The following is a 16634-nucleotide window of genomic DNA, read 5'->3' as shown; positions in this document are numbered from 1 at the left end:
TTTGTGACAGCCGGCGTTGTACTGATTAAAATGTTTTCGGTAAAGGAGATAATGATTTGAAAAAAAAATCCGTATTTATGATGACAGTATTATTCGCTTTATTTACGATACTTCCCACACTTGCACCTGACAAAGCAGCTGCGGCTTCCAAATATGCCGATGGCGAGTACACGGTTCCGTTTACAGTGTTAAAAGATACAGGTAATGAGCAATCGACGACAGCTGACTATATGGTTAGTCCGGCGAAAGTAACCGTTCAAAACGGTAAAACGTATGCCGTTGTTACATTGAAAAACAGTTCTTGGTGGCAATACTTTAAAGTGCAAGCAGGCGGTGGATTTGCCGATGTACAAGTAGTAAGTAATGATACGGCAAATGATAAACGCGTTGTGAAATTTGAAGTGACAGACATTGAGCAATTGGTAAATGCCAAAATTCATGTCATTGTAACGGGCATACCCGGTTTTACATATGACAACAAATACGATATCCGCTTCAAATTTAACAGTTCCAATATCCCTTTAGCGCCTGTCGCCGGGCAGCCCGCAACACCTCCAGCGTCTAAACCAACACCTAAACCAGTACAACCAACACCGAAACCAACGCCCAAACCTTCAGTAACGGAAAAGGCGACTGCAACACCTAAACCAGTTGAAAACAAACAGGCTGTAACAAAAGTAGAAACGAAAACTGAAGAAAAAAACGAAGCGAAACCAGTAGAATCTAAAGAAGTTGCGAGTGAAAAGTCAGCTACAACAGCAGAAGAAGAAGCGACTGTTGAGACTGAGCAATCGAAAGAAGAAGCTGAGTCTGTGGCGAGTGAAGAAGAAATCGTTGCCGAAGATCAAGCAGCGGCAGAAAAAGAAGAAGAGTCATCTGAAGTAACGAATGAAGCAAACGAGGCTGAAGTTGAAGTAGATTCAATATCTGAGTCGAATTCGAAATCTATATGGTATATCGTCATTTTCTCGATACTTATTCTTGGTGGAGTTATTGTCTTTGCTATGAGACAGCGCACACGGACTGAAAAGTAAGAGGTACATGGTAGTCGGGTCTTGAGAACGAAAGCGAGACCCTTTTTTACATAAGCTACAAGGAGTTGTTAATGAACATGCGAAAAGCACGTAATCTTTTTTATATACTTCTAGCTACTGTAGTTCTAGCTGGTTGTTCGTCCCAAAAAGGCACTTCATCCAATGAAGAAAATACCGAACCAGCGGGTGAGCGGATCGTTGCTACAACGGTTGCGTTGACGGAAATTATGGATGCCCTAGAAATCGATTTAGTCGGGATACCATCAAGTTACAAAGACTTGCCGAAACGCTACACCGATGTACAAGAGGTCGGGAATCCGATGAGCCCAGACATGGAAATGCTTTTGTCACTGAAACCGACAGAAATATTATCTGTGACAACGTTGAAATATGATTTGCAAGAGATGTTTGACGAACGTGACATCGATATGACTTATGTAAATTTAGAAAGCATAGACGCAATGCACAGCGAAATCTTACATTTAGGTGAGAAGTATGATCGCGAAAAACAAGCGAAAGCGATTGTCGATCAATTCGAAGAGAAAGTTGCCGAAATTGATAAACTATCAGAAGGTAAAGCCCAGCCTGCTGTGCTCATTTTACTTGGTATTCCAGGGAGTTATCTAGTTGCAACAGAACATTCCTATATCGGAGACCTCGTTAAGCGAAGCGGCGGTAAAAATGTCATTACAGGAGAAAAAGTAGAGTTTCTTTCTTCTAATACAGAATACTTACAGCAAGCAAAACCGGATATCATTTTAAGAGCTTCACATGGTATGCCAGAACAGGTCATTCAAATGTTTGACGATGAGTTCAAATCGAATGACGTTTGGCAACATTTCGAAGCTGTTAAAAATGACCGTGTCTATGATTTAGACGAACTTCTATTTGGAACAACAGGCAGTTTAGCAGCAGTCGAAGCATTGGGCGAACTGCAAAAAATGTTGTATCCAAACTAAAGGCAGGGATAATAATGTTACGGAAAAATAAAAAGGCGCTCAGTTTTATCAGCGTCATTATTCTACTCATACTAGTTAGCATTCAATCTGCACTAATGGGAAGTATTAAAGTCACGCCGTACGAACTGATTCATGGACTAATAACGGGGACAAATGATCAGGTTGCTATCATTAAGGATTTGCGGCTTCCACGAATTCTAATCGCTCTATTTGCAGGAGCAGCTTTATCCGTGGCGGGTGTACTATTGCAAGCAGTAATGCGTAACCCATTAGCAGACCCAGGAATAATTGGTGTTTCTGCGGGTGCCGGGTTTATGTCCATAGTTGTTGTCGCTTTTTTTCCAACACTGTACTTTTTCGTTCCCCTTTTTGCTTTCTTGGGTGGAGCTTTGGCATTTTTCCTCGTGTACTCACTGTCCTGGAGATCCGGGCTTGATCCACTGCGCATGATTTTAATCGGAATAGCGGTGAATGCCTTATTCACAGGGCTGAGCCAAGGACTTGGTTTTAGCGGAAGTGCACTTACACAATCGATGAGTCAAGTGATGACCTCGACGCTTACGATGAAAAAGTGGAGTGATGTCGATGTACTCATTTTATATGGAACGATTGGCCTCGTGTTGGCGTTTGTCGTTTATTCGTGGTGCAATTACTTGGCGTTAGATGATAAGACTGCGAAAAATTTAGGGGTTAATGTAAATCTAGCGAGATTAGTGATTTCGTTAGTGGCTGTTCTGCTTGCTTCAGTTGCAACTGCAGTTGCAGGTCTATTTGCATTTGTCGGCTTGCTTATACCTCATATTGGACGGTCATTGGTGGGAACGGACCACAAAGTGCTAATTCCGTTTTCAGCACTGGCAGGGGCCTTGCTGATCTTAACGGCGGATACGTTAGGCCGAACGATTATAGCACCCAATGAAATCCCGGCATCTATCATTATGGCTGTCATCGGGGGACCTTTCCTCATATTCTTGCTGAGAAAGAGTGATCGTATTTATGGACATTAAGGCTATTACTTTCTCCTACGATAAAAAAGTAAATACGTTGCATGGCGTCAACAGTACGATTGATAGTGGGAAAGTGACGACGATTATCGGGCCAAATGGTTGTGGGAAATCGACACTACTTAGCGTGATGGCCAATAATAATCATCCGCAAAGTGGACAAGTTCTATTAGAGGGCAAAGCACTCTCTGATTTTAAACCGAAGGAACTGGCGAAAAAATTAGCCGTTGTGCATCAGCAAAATAATGCCCCATCCGATATGACCGTCGAAAAACTAACGGGTTATGGCCGGATTCCATATAAGAGTTTGTTCACTTCAGCGACAGATGACGACCAACAGGCAATTGAGTGGGCGCTCGCGTGTACCAATCTGACAGATAAGCGAACAGTACCAATTGACGAATTGTCTGGAGGTCAAATGCAGCGCGTTTGGATTGCGATGGCGCTAGCGCAAAAAACACCCTTCCTGCTATTAGATGAACCGACGACTTATCTTGATATTTATTACCAGTATGAATTGTTGGAACTGATCAAGGGTTTAAATCGCACACATGGTATGTCAATCGTCATGGTTTTACACGATATTAATCAGGCGATACGTTATAGTGACATCATTATTGCGATGAAAGATGGAAAAATCGTTGCCAAAGGTACACCTAGTGAAGTTATCACCGTTCAAACTGTAAAAGAAATTTACGGGGTTGATGTTGTTGTGAAAAACGATAAAGAAACAGGTATGTACATCATTCCAATAGGGATTTGACTCACGTAGGTGACTGTCGTCCTCATAAGTAGCCACTCCAGTAAACGCCTCTGGAGTGGTTTTTTATTGTCTAGACTCCAGCCGCTAGCCCCTGGGCCGTTGAAAAAGTCTCAATATATGGTGAAAATGGGGGATCCCGCTAATATCGCTTCTGCGCTTTGTGGATGCCTCCCGCTATAAGCCAGAAAGAAGACCACTTTCAGTCTTATCGCTCCGGCTACCACGAAGTCGCGCCTTCGCTGGATGGTCTATGTAGAAAGTGCATTTCGGTATCGGTATGACATCTAGAAATACGGATTGCTTCAAACATGCGAATGCATTTAACAACAGTCGCAATATCTGGAACGAATCAGAAATCCTGCTAATATCGCTTCTGCGCTTTGTGGATGCCTCCCGCGATAAGCCAGAAAGGAGACCACTTTCGGTCTTATCGCTCCGGCTACCACGAAGTCGCGCCTTCGCTGGATGGACTATGTTAAAAAGCACATTTCGTTATCTATCATTACGGATGCCAGTAATAAATAATCCAATATAGTGTGTAGAATCAGAAATCCTGCTAATACCGCTTCTGCGCTTTGTGGATGCCTCCCGCGATAAGCCAGAAAGGAGATCGCTTTCAGTCTTATCACTCCGGCTACCACGAAGACGCGCATGCGCTGGATAAATCTATGTTAGAAAGTGTATTTCATTGTCGGAGATAAGACCTGCAGTCTGTAGTACGTCTTTCTTCAATGAGATTAGTATCAAGATAGTAATCACATTATAATCTAAGTCTATACATCTCAAAATCACTTTCAATAATGAAAACTCCAGCGCAGGCGCGGCAAAGGGGTAGCCGAAGCCATGAGACTGGATGCGAAGCGCCAATCCAGGCTCATGGCGAGAGGCATCCCCAGAGCGCCAAGCGATATAAAATCTATACTCCGAATCTCAACCCTATCAATAATGGAACACTCCAGCGCAGGCGCGGCAAAGGGGTAGCCGAAGCCGTGAGACTGGATGCAAAGCGCCAATCCAGGCTCATGGCGAGAGGCATCCCCAAAGCGCCAAGCGATCTACAATCCACACTCCGAATCACAACTCTTTCACTAATGAACAACCTCATCGTGCTGAGCAGGCGATTGTGCTTTTTAAGCTTTTAGAAAAGTACTCATATCTGAAAAAATCATTGAAAATTGAATTCATGAAAAATAAATTTAAAAGTTTTTAAAATGTGCTATATGTGATATATCGCTGTATAACTGACGTGTAAGCGGATACATTTAAATCTACTATTCATAATTGGCTAACAATTTTAAAAACACTGTTGACTCCAGTGGGTATCCAAGATATGATGACATCAATCCAATTCAGTTCGTGATTCAATTCACAAACTACATAACCTAGACAACTAGATAAACAGATGTAAACATGTAAGTGATTTGATTAGGGGTGAGTACAATGGAAAAACCAATGAGAAGTGACATGATTAAAAAAGGTGTAGACCGTGCACCGCATAGAAGTCTGCTGTACGCAACGGGCGTTAGAATGAAAGATATGCACAAACCTTTCATCGGTGTATGTAACTCATATATTGATATTATTCCAGGTCATATGCATTTGAATAAATTCGCGGAAGTCGTCAAAGAGGCGATTCGTGAAGCAGGCGGTATCCCGTTCGAGTTCAACACAATCGGTGTTGATGATGGGATTGCAATGGGACATATTGGTATGCGTTATTCATTACCAAGCCGTGAACTCATCGCAGACTCTGCAGAAACGGTTATCAACGCTCACTGGTTCGACGGCGTATTCTACATTCCAAACTGCGACAAAATTACGCCAGGCATGTTGATGGCAGCAGTTCGCACGAACGTTCCATCCGTATTCGTCTCAGGCGGACCGATGGAAGGCGGTGTATCATCGACTGGTAAGCCTTTATCACTCGTTTCGGTATTCGAGGGTGTTGGAGCTTACAAACAAGGTACGATGACAGCTGAAGAGCTGCTAGACATTGAACAGAGTGCATGTCCTACATGCGGATCTTGTTCAGGAATGTTCACAGCGAATTCCATGAACTCGTTAATGGAAATGCTGGGAGTGACAGTTCCGGGTAACGGAACGATCGTTGCCACTTCGGATGAAAGACATAGACTCATTAAAGAAGCAGCGGAACATCTTGTTCGCATGGTGAAAGAAGATGTTAAACCGCGTGACATTATAACGAAAGAAACAATCGATGATGCATTTGCACTTGATATGGCAATGGGCGGTTCTACAAACACAGTCCTCCATACACTGGCAATCGCACACGAAGCAGAAATCGAATACGATGTTCGTGATATCAACAAAGTTGCTGAACGTATTCCTTATTTATCCAAAATTAGTCCATCTTCTGACTACACAATGCATGATGTTCATCTTGCTGGCGGTGTCAGTGCAATTATTAAAGAGCTCTGTGAAATCGAAGGAGCCGTCAGTCCAAACCGGATGACGATTACTGGTAAATCGCTTTATGAAAACGTAAAAGATTCTCATATTCTCAATGATGAAGTCATTCGACGTCACGATAATGCATACAGTCCTGTAGGTGGCTTGTCCGTTCTATTCGGTAATATTGCACCGGACGGCGGCGTCATCAAAGTAGGAGCCGTTGACCCATCGATTACAGAGTTCCGAGGAAAAGCCATTGTGTTTGAATCTCAGGAAGATACACAAGAAGGAATCGACAACGGAACAGTAAAAGCGGGTGATGTTGTTGTTATTCGTTACGAAGGTCCGAAAGGTGGACCGGGAATGCCAGAAATGCTCGCACCTACTGCAGCAATTGCAGGACGTGGGCTGGCAACGAAGGTAGCACTCATTACAGACGGACGTTTCTCAGGGGCATCTCGTGGTATCTCGATTGGCCACATTTCACCTGAAGCGGCTGAAGGCGGACCTATCGCACTAGTCGAAAATGGTGATATCATCTCAATCGATTTAACAAATCGGACAATTGAACTTGAAGTTTCCGATGAAGAACTAGAAAAACGAAGAGCACACTTAAAACCATTCGAACCTAAAATTAAAAAAGGCTATCTAGCTAGATATTCAGCGCTTGTCACATCTGCAAGTACAGGCGGAGTTATGAAAATTTAATAGTGAAAATCAATGATGGGGCAAAAGTAATTAGAACCTGTATTCACAGAGAGCCGGTAATGCTGGAAGCCGGTAATACAACTAGTTGCGACATCACCCCGGAGTGGATTGCTGAAATTATAGTAGGCAATCCCGGGCGTAGAGAAATCGGCGCTCGTTATATAAAGAATAGACCTAGTCTATTCATGAGGCGGCTAGATTGCTGCGAACAAGGGTGGTACCATGAAAAGTTTTTTCATCCCTATGTAAAGGAGAAGTTCTTTGCGTGGGATGAAAAGGCTTTTTTTTTCGACAAGAAGATTGATTATTCAAAAGTAGAAGTAAGGAGGAGTTTATAGATGAATGCTGAAGTTCAAACGAAGCAAGCAGTAGAGGAAATGGCGCCAGAGACTGTGCAAGAGCCACAACAGACCAAACAACCGAAAGATGGGTCTGCTGTACTCATTCAAGCTTTGAAGGATCAAGGTGTCGAAGTTATTTTCGGTTATCCTGGAGGAGCTGTACTACCGATTTATGATGCATTGTATCAAAACCCTATTTCCCACATACTTGCACGTCACGAACAAGGCGCAATTCATGCGGCTGAAGGATATGCTCGTGTTTCAGGAAAACCTGGCGTCGTCATTGCGACATCTGGGCCTGGCGCGACAAACTTGGTAACTGGAATTACGGATGCAATGATGGATTCACTGCCACTTGTTATTTTCACTGGGCAAGTTGCGAATACAGTCATTGGTACTGATGCGTTCCAAGAAGCGGATATTATTGGGATCACGCAGCCAATCACAAAGCATAACTACCAAGTGAATGATGTATCTGACTTCCCAAGAATTATCAAAGAGGCATTCCACATTGCATCAACAGGACGCCCAGGACCGGTACTCGTTGATATTCCTAAAAATATTGCAACGGGGCTCTTCATTCCAACTGGAGACTTGGACGCGGAAGTAGATTTACCAGGTTATCAGCCGACAACGACTCCGAACTATTTACAAATACAAAAAGCAGCAGAAGCCATTTCACAAGCGAAAAAACCACTTATTCTAGCAGGTGCAGGTATCTTGCATGCGCAGGCGATGGATGAATTGAAAGAACTCGTGGAGAAACATCAGATTCCCGTAACAAATACACTACTTGGCCTTGGCAGTATCCGTGGAGATCATGAACTATTCCTAGGAATGGCTGGTATGCATGGAACAGTTACATCCAATATGGCCATTAGTGAGTGTGATGTACTTGTCAATATCGGCGCGCGTTTCGACGACAGACTGACAGGCAATCTGGCATCATTCGCACCAAACGCGAAAATTATCCACATCGATATCGATCCTGCTGAGATCGGCAAAAATGTACCGACAGAAATCCCAATCGTGGCAGACGCCAAAGAAGCATTACAAGCGTTGCTGAAACAACAATTCAAGTCACCAGAAACAGAGACTTGGCTGACATACTTAAAAGAATCCGCCAAGAAGTTTCCACTGTGGTATGACAACGATGATGAAGGAACAATTCTTCCGCAACAAGCGCTTGAAATCATTCATCGTATTACGAAAGGCGATGCAATCGTCACAACGGATGTAGGACAGCATCAGATGTGGACGGCTCAGTACTATTCACTGAATAATCCAGATCATTGGGTAACCTCAGGCGGACTTGGCACAATGGGCTTTGGGTTCCCAGCGGCAATTGGTGCACAAATCGCCAAGCCGGATGCGCGTGTCATTGCAATTGTAGGAGACGCTGGATTCCAAATGACGGCGCAAGAGCTGTCGCTGTTACAAGAAATGCGCATTCCTGTGAAAATTATCATTCTCAACAATGGCTGTCTGGGAATGGTTCGTCAATGGCAAGAGACGTTTTACGAAAAGCGTTACTCACAATCATTGATGCCGGTTCAGCCAAACTTTGTGAAATTAGCAGAGGCGTATGACATTAAAGGCTATCGGATTGACACATTGGAAGAAGCGGAAGCGGTATTCCAAGAAGCACTGTTATCTGATGAACCCGTTCTCATCGACTGCCGTGTGAAACAACTGGAAAACGTCTATCCGATGGTTGCACCAGGTAGAGGACTACATGAAATGATCGGGGTGAGTAAACTATGAAACGAGTTATTACGGTAACTGTTATCAACCAAAGTGGCGTGCTCAATAGGGTGACCGGCTTGCTGATGAAAAGGCAGTTCAATATCGAAAGTATCACAGTTGGTCACACCGAAATAGCAGGCAGATCGAAAATGACGTTCATCGTCAATGTAGAAGACGAACGGAAAATTGAACAGCTCGTCAAACAGCTGCAAAAACAAATTGATGTTCTTAAAGTTAATGACATAACGGATAAAGCAATCGTTATGCGTGAGCTAGCTCTAGTAAAAGTCATTTCACCTCCGCATGTTAGAAGTGAAATGAACAGCATCATCGAACCATTCAGGGCAACGGTTATCGACACTGGAAAAAATGTCGTCACGTACCAAGTGATTGGAAATCCGGAAAAGATCGAGGCGTTTATCGATTTGCTCAGACCTTATGGCATTAAAGAATTGACAAGAACAGGCGCTACGGCATTTGTTCGTGAAACACAGAAAGTCCAATTACCTCAGTTATCTATATTAAAGTAAGAAAAACAGTGAAGGCGCCTTTCAAGGGCGAGAGGCATCCCCTAGCGCCGTAGCGGATTCAATGAAATTCTTTATTACAACATATCTAGACAGCATTATACAAACTAAAAAAAACCAACTATTAGGAGGAAAACAATTATGGCTAAAATGTATTATAACCAAGATATCAACGAAGGACTTTTGAAAGATAAACTAGTAGCAATCATCGGGTACGGATCACAAGGTCATGCACATGCGCAAAACCTAAACGATTCTGGATTTAATGTTGTTGTGGGTGTTCGCCCAGGTAAATCATTTGATCAGGCAAAACAAGACGGACTAAACGTATTGACTGTGCGTGAAGCTGCTGAAAAAGCGGACGTTATCATGATTCTACTTCCGGATGAAAGACAAAAACAAGTCTATGACGAAGAAATCGAACCGGCACTTAAAGCAGGTAAATCACTTGTTTTCGCACACGGATTCAACGTTCACTTCGGTCAAATCGTTCCACCTGCTGATGTTGACGTATTCCTAGTTGCACCAAAAGGACCTGGACATCTCGTTCGTAGAACATTCGAAGCAGGCGCAGGTGTTCCAGCATTGTTCGCAGTGTATCAAGACGTTTCAGGCCAAGCGAAAGACGTAGCTCTTGCGTATGCAAAAGCGATTGGATCAGCACGTGGCGGCGTACTTGAAACGACGTTCAAAGAAGAAACTGAAACAGATCTATTCGGTGAACAAGCGGTACTATGTGGCGGGTTGACTTCACTTGTTAAAGCAGGTTTTGAAACACTAGTAGAAGCAGGTTACCAACCAGAACTTGCTTACTTCGAAACATTGCACGAAACAAAACTGATTGTCGATCTTATGTATGAAGGCGGAATGGCAGGCATGCGCTACTCAATCTCAGACACAGCTGAGTGGGGAGATTTCGTTTCAGGACCTCGTATTGTTGACGCGGATACAAAAGCGCGTATGAAAGATGTACTAACAGACATTCAATCAGGTAAATTTGCGAGAGAATGGATTGCAGAAAATGAAAATGGGCGTCCGAACTTCAATCGATTTGAAGAAACAGAAGCACAACATGAAATTGAAGTAGTTGGCAAAAAGCTTCGCGCAATGATGCCTTTCGTCAACGAAGGTGCGAAATCAAAAGAGGAAGAAGTGGTGGGTAGTGCGAAAAATTGACATATTTGACACAACACTTCGGGACGGTGAACAATCTGCAGGTATTAACCTAAATACAGCGGAGAAATTAGAAATTGCACGACAGCTTGAAAAATTCGGGGCAACAATCATCGAAGCAGGGTTTCCTGCTTCATCCCCCGGTGATTTTGAAGCAGTGCAACGTATTGCAAATATAGTGAAAAAGTCGACGGTAACTGGTCTTGCCCGCGCAATGAAAAGCGATATCGAAACATCTTGGGAAGCACTTCGCGGTGCGGAACAACCTCATCTACATGTGTTTTTAGCAACTTCACCTATCCATATGGAATATAAGCTTCAGAAAACACCTGACCAGGTCGTCGAAATTGCAGTAGAAGCTGTAAAATATGCCCGCAAGTTCTTCCCGCAAGTTCAATGGTCTGCGGAAGATGCATTCCGTTCAGATCGGGAGTACTTAGTACGCATCATCAATCAAGTAATTGCAGCTGGCGCATCAGTTATTAACATTCCTGATACGGTCGGCTATGCAACACCTCAAGAATACGGTGCATTATTCAAGTTTTTGAAAGAAAACGTGACCGGTATCGATAAAGTGAAGCTTTCTGCACATTGTCATGATGACTTAGGCTTTGCTGTAGCCAACTCAATTGCAGCGATTGAAAATGGTGCGGACCAAGTCGAAGGTACAATCAATGGTATTGGTGAGCGGGCAGGAAATGCTGCGCTTGAAGAAATTGCTGTTGCACTCCATATCCGCAAAGACTATTACGGATTGGAAACAGGTATTAATTTACATGAAATTAAACGCACAAGCCAGCTCGTCAGCCAATTGACCGGCGTTGTCATTCAGCCAAACAAAGCAATTGTTGGTAAGAATGCATTCGCGCATGAGTCAGGAATTCACCAGGATGGCTACCTGAAAAATCGACAAACATATGAAATCATTACTCCTGAATTAATTGGAGATAAAACTGAACCGCTTGCGCTAGGTAAACACTCTGGCAGACATGCATTTAGTGACCGTGCTATTTCAATGGGCTTCGAACTTAGTGCCGAGAAGTTAAATGAAGCGTTTATTGAATTTAAGAAACTTGCAGACCGTAAAAAAGAAATTACAGAAGATGATCTATTTGTATTATTTACAGATCAACAAATTCAAAATAATGATGTACCTGTTTATAAATTTAAAGATGTTCAAGTTCAGTATGCAACTGCGAATGTTCCATCTGCAACCGTCACGGCTGTTAATCCGGACGGGGAAACGGTCACTGCGACAGCAACAGGTTCGGGATCAGTTGAAGCCATTTTCAATACACTAGAACTGCTTGTTGAAGGCGAAGTTCACATTCTAGATTACCGTGTAACATCGATTGGCAAAGGACGCGATGCACTCGGCGAAGCGGTAGTTAATCTAAGTATTAACGGTGAAGTATCTATTGGACGCGATGTCGCACAGGACGTATTGGGTGCATCTGCCAAAGCATATTTTAATGCCATCAACAGACAATTGGTCAAAAAGCAATCAAAAACAAAAGTAACTGTGATTTAACCAGTTACATTGAACAAATAAATACCTATACAAACTAAGCGAAGGCGCCTTAAAGGGGTAGCCGAAGCAATAAGACTAGTGGCGAAGCTGCTTGGCTTATGGCGGGAGGCATCCCCAGCGTCGAAGCGAAGTCAATGGAATTTTTATTTCAACTTAATATAGTGAGCATAAATAGATTCAAAAACAATAAGGAGGAGAAGTTCTATGGAGAAGAAAGTAGCAGTATTACCAGGTGATGGAATCGGCCCAGAAGTGACTGAAGCAGCAGTGAAGGTACTTGAAGTGATTGCAAGACGTTTTAGCCACACCTTCCATGTAGAGTACGGAGTAATTGGCGGCGTTGCAATTGACAAACATCAAAATCCACTTCCAGATGAAACGGTAGCACTATGTGAAGCGAGTGACGCGGTACTTCTCGGTGCTGTAGGGGGTCCGAAATGGGACCAAAATCCATCAGCGTTGAGACCGGAAAAAGGACTACTTGCGATTCGGAAACATTTCGACTTGTTTGCTAATCTTCGGCCTGTGAAAGCTGTACCATCCTTACTCCATGCATCTCCTCTAAAAGAAGAAGTGGCAAAAGATGTAGATATGATGATCGTCAGGGAATTGACAGGTGGTCTGTATTTCGGAGAACCAAGTCGTCGGACGGCAGATGCCGCAGTGGATTCACTCGTTTATACACGCGAAGAGATTGAACGTATTGTTGTTAAAGCGTTTGAAATTGCTCGCTTACGTAGAGGGAAAGTAGCTTCTGTTGATAAAGCAAATGTACTTGAAACGAGTAAGCTATGGCGTGAAGTTGTTGAAGAAAAGAAGAAAGCATATCCAGATATTGAAGTGGAGCATATGTTAGTCGATTCCACTGCTATGAAATTGATTACAAATCCGGCAGCATTTGACGTTGTCGTAACGGAAAATATGTTTGGAGACATTCTAAGTGATGAGGCATCTGTAATCACAGGGTCACTTGGCGTACTTCCGTCAGCAAGTATCCGTTCGGATGGTTTTGGATTATACGAACCAGTCCACGGTTCCGCGCCCGAAATTGCAGGACTTGGTTTAGCAAATCCAGCTGCAGCGATTCTATCCGTTGCAATGATGTTGAAGTATTCATTCAACCTAGACACGGAAGCATCAGCGATTGAAGAAGCAGTTAACACAGTGTTCGAAGACGGTTTCTTCACAGCCGATCTTGTAGAACCGGGTAAACGGGTTTTATCGACAAAAGAATGGACGGACAAAGTCATTGACGAACTTGATACACAATTCGTCTCGAATAGCATTATGTTTTCATACGTTTAACCATATTCAATTGATCAGAGAGGAAGGGCTGCCATATGGCGAAAAATATCATCGAGAAAATCTGGAATCAGCATATCGTCTACGAAGAACAAGGGAAGCCTGATTTGCTCTATATCGATCTTCATTTACTACATGAAGTGACTTCTCCGCAGGCGTTTGAAGGGCTGCGACTTGCGAATCGTACCGTGCGCAGACCCGATCTCTGTTTTGCAACGATGGATCATAACGTTCCGACACGAAACCGTGATGAAATTAAAGATCCAATTGCTCGGAAACAAATAAACACATTACAAACAAATTGTGATGAATTTGAAATCCCACTTGCAAATATGGACCATCCAGATCAAGGAATTGTCCATATAATCGGGCCAGAACTTGGACTAACACAGCCTGGTAAAACAATTGTCTGCGGCGATAGCCATACATCCACACACGGGGCGTTCGGAGCAATTGCATTTGGCATCGGAACTAGTGAAGTCGAGCATGTCCTTTCGACACAAACATTGTGGCAATCAAAACCGAAAACAATGGAAATCCGCATTAACGGTAAACTTGGATTCGGTGTTACCGCAAAAGATGTCATTTTAGCAATTATCGCCAAATTCGGAATTGATATGGGCACAGGTCATATTGTTGAATTTACGGGTGAAGCAATCCGTGATTTGACGATGGAAGAACGGATGACCGTTTGTAATATGTCCATTGAAGCAGGGGCGAAAGCTGGTTTAATCAGCCCAGATGAAACAACTGTTGCTTACTTAAAAGGACGCAAATATGTTCCCGAAGGTCAAGAATTTGAAGCGGCAGCTGCACACTGGCTATCGCTTGCAACAGATGAAGGTGCAGCCTATGATACGATTCTTGAAATGAATGCAGATGAAATCGAACCATTTGTGACTTGGGGAACAAACCCTTCAATGGGTTCTGGTATTTCAGCGAACGTTCCCTATGCGAAAGATTTTGAATCAGAATCGGATAAAGACGCATTGAAACAAGCACTAACGTATATGGGGCTTGAAGAAGGTGCTCCGCTGAAGTCGATTGATATCCAGCATGTCTTCATTGGTTCATGCACAAATGCAAGATTGAGTGATTTACGTGCAGCGGCAAAAGTGATTGCAGGGAAGAAAGTCCATCCATCTGTCACAGCGATTGTCGTTCCTGGTTCACGCACTGTTAAAAAACAAGCAGAGGATGAAGGATTAGATTCGGTATTTCTTGAAGCTGGATTCGAGTGGCGGGAATCGGGTTGCAGTATGTGCCTAGCAATGAATGATGATGTAGTTCCTGTAGGTGAACGGTGCGCTTCAACATCTAATCGAAATTTCGAAGGACGACAAGGGGCAGGGGCACGGACACATCTTGTAAGTCCGGCCATGGCAGCAGCTTCAGCAATTGCAGGCCATTTTATAGATGTACGGGAATTGGAAGCTGTTCATTCATAATTGAGGAAAGGATGATTAGATGGAACCGATTAATGAAGTTGTTAGCGTCATAACGCCGCTCGATCGTAAAAACGTCGATACCGACCAGATTATTTCGAAAGAGTTCTTGAAACGAATTGAGCGAACAGGGTTTGGAAAATATTTGTTTTATCACTGGCGACATAATGCTGATGGAAGCGAAGTTCAAGATTTCGTACTGAATGATGAGCGGTTCAAAGGATCTAAAATCCTCGTTGCTCAAGAAAACTTTGGGTGCGGCTCCTCTCGTGAACATGCACCGTGGTCGATTTTAGACTATGGATTCAATGTCGTCATCGCGCCAAGCTATGCGGATATCTTCTATAATAACTGTATGAAAAACGGTTTGCTTCCAATTAAATTAACAATGTCGGAAGTAGAAGAGTTGTTGGCAAATGGGCAAAAAGATCCTTACTCAGTAGAAGTTAATCTTGTTAAACAGTCGGTGACAGGGCAGGATGGCAAGTCCTATTCGTTTGATATCGACCCGTACTATAAAGAAATGTTATTAAATGGTTGGGATGAAATATCCTTGACTTTCCAATATGAAGAACAAATTTCTAACTATGAAAAACAACATCAAAACGCGTAAACATTAACTTAAAAGGGAGATGGTGTAATTGGGAATTTGTATGAAACAGCGCGCTTATTCGAAGCATTTGAACGCTTAACTGAAATTGTTCACCGCACACCTATTAAACAATCGGAGACATTGAATGAATGGACACAATCCGAAGTGTATTTGAAACTTGAAAACTTACAGAAGACAGGGTCGTTTAAAGTACGCGGCGCGTTCAACAAAATTTCTCAACTGACAGCAGAAGAATGTGCGAAAGGTTTACTTGCGGCTTCTGCGGGAAATCATGCACAAGGTGTTGCATTGGCAGGACGGAAAGTGGGCGCCAAAGTTACAATATTCATGCCTGAAACGACTCCAGCGGCAAAAGTGGCTGCTACCCGGAAATACGGGGCAACTGTTAAGCTAGTTGGGAAAAATTTCGATGAGGCTTATAAAGCCGCTCGTACTGAACAACTGGCAACAGGTGCAACGTTTATCCATCCTTTCGATGATATAACAATTATTGAGGGTCAGGCAACGGTTGCGATGGAAATGCTGCAACAGCAACCGGACTTGGATACAATTGTTGTACCAGCAGGTGGTGGAGGACTATTAGCAGGGACTGCACTTGCTGTGAAAACAATACGGCCTTCGGTAAAAGTGATTGGCGTTCAGGCCGCAAATGCACCTGCAATTGCTTCGACTTATCACGGTAGAAAAAGTAATCTGACTCACTTTTTACCGACGATAGCAGAAGGGATTTGCGTCAGAGAACCTGGTAAAGTAACGATGGATATCATTCACAATTATGTAGACGATATGATTACAGTGTCGGAACAAGAAATTTCATCAGCCATTCTTTTCATGTTAGAACGTGAGAAAATGCTTGTTGAAGGAGCGGCAGCCGCAGCGGTTGCTGCTGTCTTGAATAAGAAATTACCTGTTTCATCTAACCGAATCGGTGTTATCGTTTCGGGCGGAAATTTTGATGTTGGGAAACTAGGAAATTGTATAACAGCATGTAATGATTCTGTGCTTAATTTTTAATATCCTTGCTGTGTTTAAAGCGCAGCAAGGATCATCGTAAGAATTACTATCTTTGAACAATT

13 protein-coding genes and 1 other annotated feature are annotated in these 16634 nt (G+C 43.1%); all 13 genes read left to right on the top strand.

Features of this window, described 5'->3' with window-relative positions:
- The first annotated feature begins 56 nt into the window (after positions 1–56).
- Positions 57–1034 (top strand): NEAT domain-containing protein, encoded by a 978-nt coding sequence (locus tag MKX62_RS02925; RefSeq protein WP_340740638.1) that lies wholly within the window; start codon positions 57–59, stop codon positions 1032–1034.
- Positions 1035–1105: 71 nt separating this feature from the next.
- Complete coding sequence (isdE, locus tag MKX62_RS02920) at positions 1106–1993, top strand: heme ABC transporter substrate-binding protein IsdE (protein ID WP_340740637.1); 888 nt, start codon at positions 1106–1108, stop codon at positions 1991–1993.
- A 14-nt stretch (positions 1994–2007) separates the two neighbouring features.
- Complete coding sequence (locus MKX62_RS02915; RefSeq protein WP_340740636.1) at positions 2008–3000, top strand: FecCD family ABC transporter permease; 993 nt, start codon at positions 2008–2010, stop codon at positions 2998–3000.
- The gene (locus MKX62_RS02910) at positions 2990–3760 is read left to right on the top strand and encodes an ABC transporter ATP-binding protein (RefSeq protein ID WP_067212347.1); all 771 of its coding nucleotides are present in this window, start codon (positions 2990–2992) and stop codon (positions 3758–3760) included. Before MKX62_RS02915 ends, MKX62_RS02910 begins: the two co-directional genes overlap by 11 nt.
- 1452 nt (positions 3761–5212) lie before the next feature.
- Positions 5213–6880: a dihydroxy-acid dehydratase gene (gene ilvD / locus MKX62_RS02905; protein ID WP_067214050.1), complete on the top strand. Its 1668-nt coding sequence runs from the start codon at positions 5213–5215 to the stop codon at positions 6878–6880.
- Positions 6881–6883: 3 nt separating this feature from the next.
- Positions 6884–7126: a binding site (T-box leader), on the top strand.
- Positions 7127–7257: 131 nt separating this feature from the next.
- A complete protein-coding gene (gene ilvB, locus MKX62_RS02900) occupies positions 7258–8985 on the top strand; it encodes an acetolactate synthase large subunit (RefSeq protein WP_255428716.1) in 1728 nt (575 codons plus the stop codon).
- Positions 8982–9497, top strand: a complete 516-nt coding sequence (gene ilvN, locus MKX62_RS02895) for an acetolactate synthase small subunit (protein ID WP_067212339.1) — start codon at positions 8982–8984, stop codon at positions 9495–9497. Before ilvB ends, ilvN begins: the two co-directional genes overlap by 4 nt.
- A 138-nt stretch (positions 9498–9635) precedes the next feature.
- A complete protein-coding gene (gene ilvC / locus MKX62_RS02890; RefSeq protein ID WP_067212335.1) occupies positions 9636–10670 on the top strand; it encodes a ketol-acid reductoisomerase in 1035 nt (344 codons plus the stop codon).
- Complete coding sequence (locus tag MKX62_RS02885; protein WP_340740635.1) at positions 10657–12198, top strand: 2-isopropylmalate synthase; 1542 nt, start codon at positions 10657–10659, stop codon at positions 12196–12198. The genes ilvC and MKX62_RS02885 overlap by 14 nt, the downstream gene beginning before the upstream one ends.
- 204 nt (positions 12199–12402) lie before the next feature.
- Positions 12403–13503: a 3-isopropylmalate dehydrogenase gene (gene leuB, locus MKX62_RS02880; protein WP_067212328.1), complete on the top strand. Its 1101-nt coding sequence runs from the start codon at positions 12403–12405 to the stop codon at positions 13501–13503.
- A 35-nt stretch (positions 13504–13538) separates the two neighbouring features.
- A complete protein-coding gene (gene leuC, locus MKX62_RS02875) occupies positions 13539–14948 on the top strand; it encodes a 3-isopropylmalate dehydratase large subunit (protein WP_067212325.1) in 1410 nt (469 codons plus the stop codon).
- 19 nt (positions 14949–14967) lie between these two features.
- On the top strand, positions 14968–15558 hold the full coding sequence (gene leuD, locus MKX62_RS02870) for a 3-isopropylmalate dehydratase small subunit (RefSeq protein WP_187045683.1): 591 nt from the start codon (positions 14968–14970) through the stop codon (positions 15556–15558).
- Positions 15559–15594: 36 nt separating this feature from the next.
- Positions 15595–16572, top strand: coding sequence for a threonine ammonia-lyase (gene ilvA, locus MKX62_RS02865; protein ID WP_340740634.1), 978 nt, complete (start codon positions 15595–15597; stop codon positions 16570–16572).
- Positions 16573–16634: the final 62 nt, after the last annotated feature.

The organism is Sporosarcina sp. FSL K6-5500 (genome assembly GCF_038005665.1).
In the GTDB taxonomy this organism is placed as follows: Bacteria; Bacillota; Bacilli; order Bacillales_A; family Planococcaceae; genus Sporosarcina; species Sporosarcina psychrophila.
This window is presented reverse-complemented; position numbering and strand designations above follow the sequence as displayed.

What these genes read in the sequence shown, in the direction of transcription:
- isdE (WP_340740637.1), top strand. Translation starts at nt 1,106, where the DNA reads ATGAACATGCGAAAAGCACGTAATCTTTTTTATATACTTCTAGCTACT.
- MKX62_RS02915 (WP_340740636.1), top strand. Translation starts at nt 2,008, where the DNA reads ATGTTACGGAAAAATAAAAAGGCGCTCAGTTTTATCAGCGTCATTATT.
- MKX62_RS02910 (WP_067212347.1), top strand. Translation starts at nt 2,990, where the DNA reads ATGGACATTAAGGCTATTACTTTCTCCTACGATAAAAAAGTAAATACG.
- ilvD (WP_067214050.1), top strand. Translation starts at nt 5,213, where the DNA reads ATGAGAAGTGACATGATTAAAAAAGGTGTAGACCGTGCACCGCATAGA.
- ilvB (WP_255428716.1), top strand. Translation starts at nt 7,258, where the DNA reads ATGGCGCCAGAGACTGTGCAAGAGCCACAACAGACCAAACAACCGAAA.
- ilvN (WP_067212339.1), top strand. Translation starts at nt 8,982, where the DNA reads ATGAAACGAGTTATTACGGTAACTGTTATCAACCAAAGTGGCGTGCTC.
- ilvC (WP_067212335.1), top strand. Translation starts at nt 9,636, where the DNA reads ATGGCTAAAATGTATTATAACCAAGATATCAACGAAGGACTTTTGAAA.
- leuB (WP_067212328.1), top strand. Translation starts at nt 12,403, where the DNA reads ATGGAGAAGAAAGTAGCAGTATTACCAGGTGATGGAATCGGCCCAGAA.
- leuC (WP_067212325.1), top strand. Translation starts at nt 13,539, where the DNA reads ATGGCGAAAAATATCATCGAGAAAATCTGGAATCAGCATATCGTCTAC.
- leuD (WP_187045683.1), top strand. Translation starts at nt 14,968, where the DNA reads ATGGAACCGATTAATGAAGTTGTTAGCGTCATAACGCCGCTCGATCGT.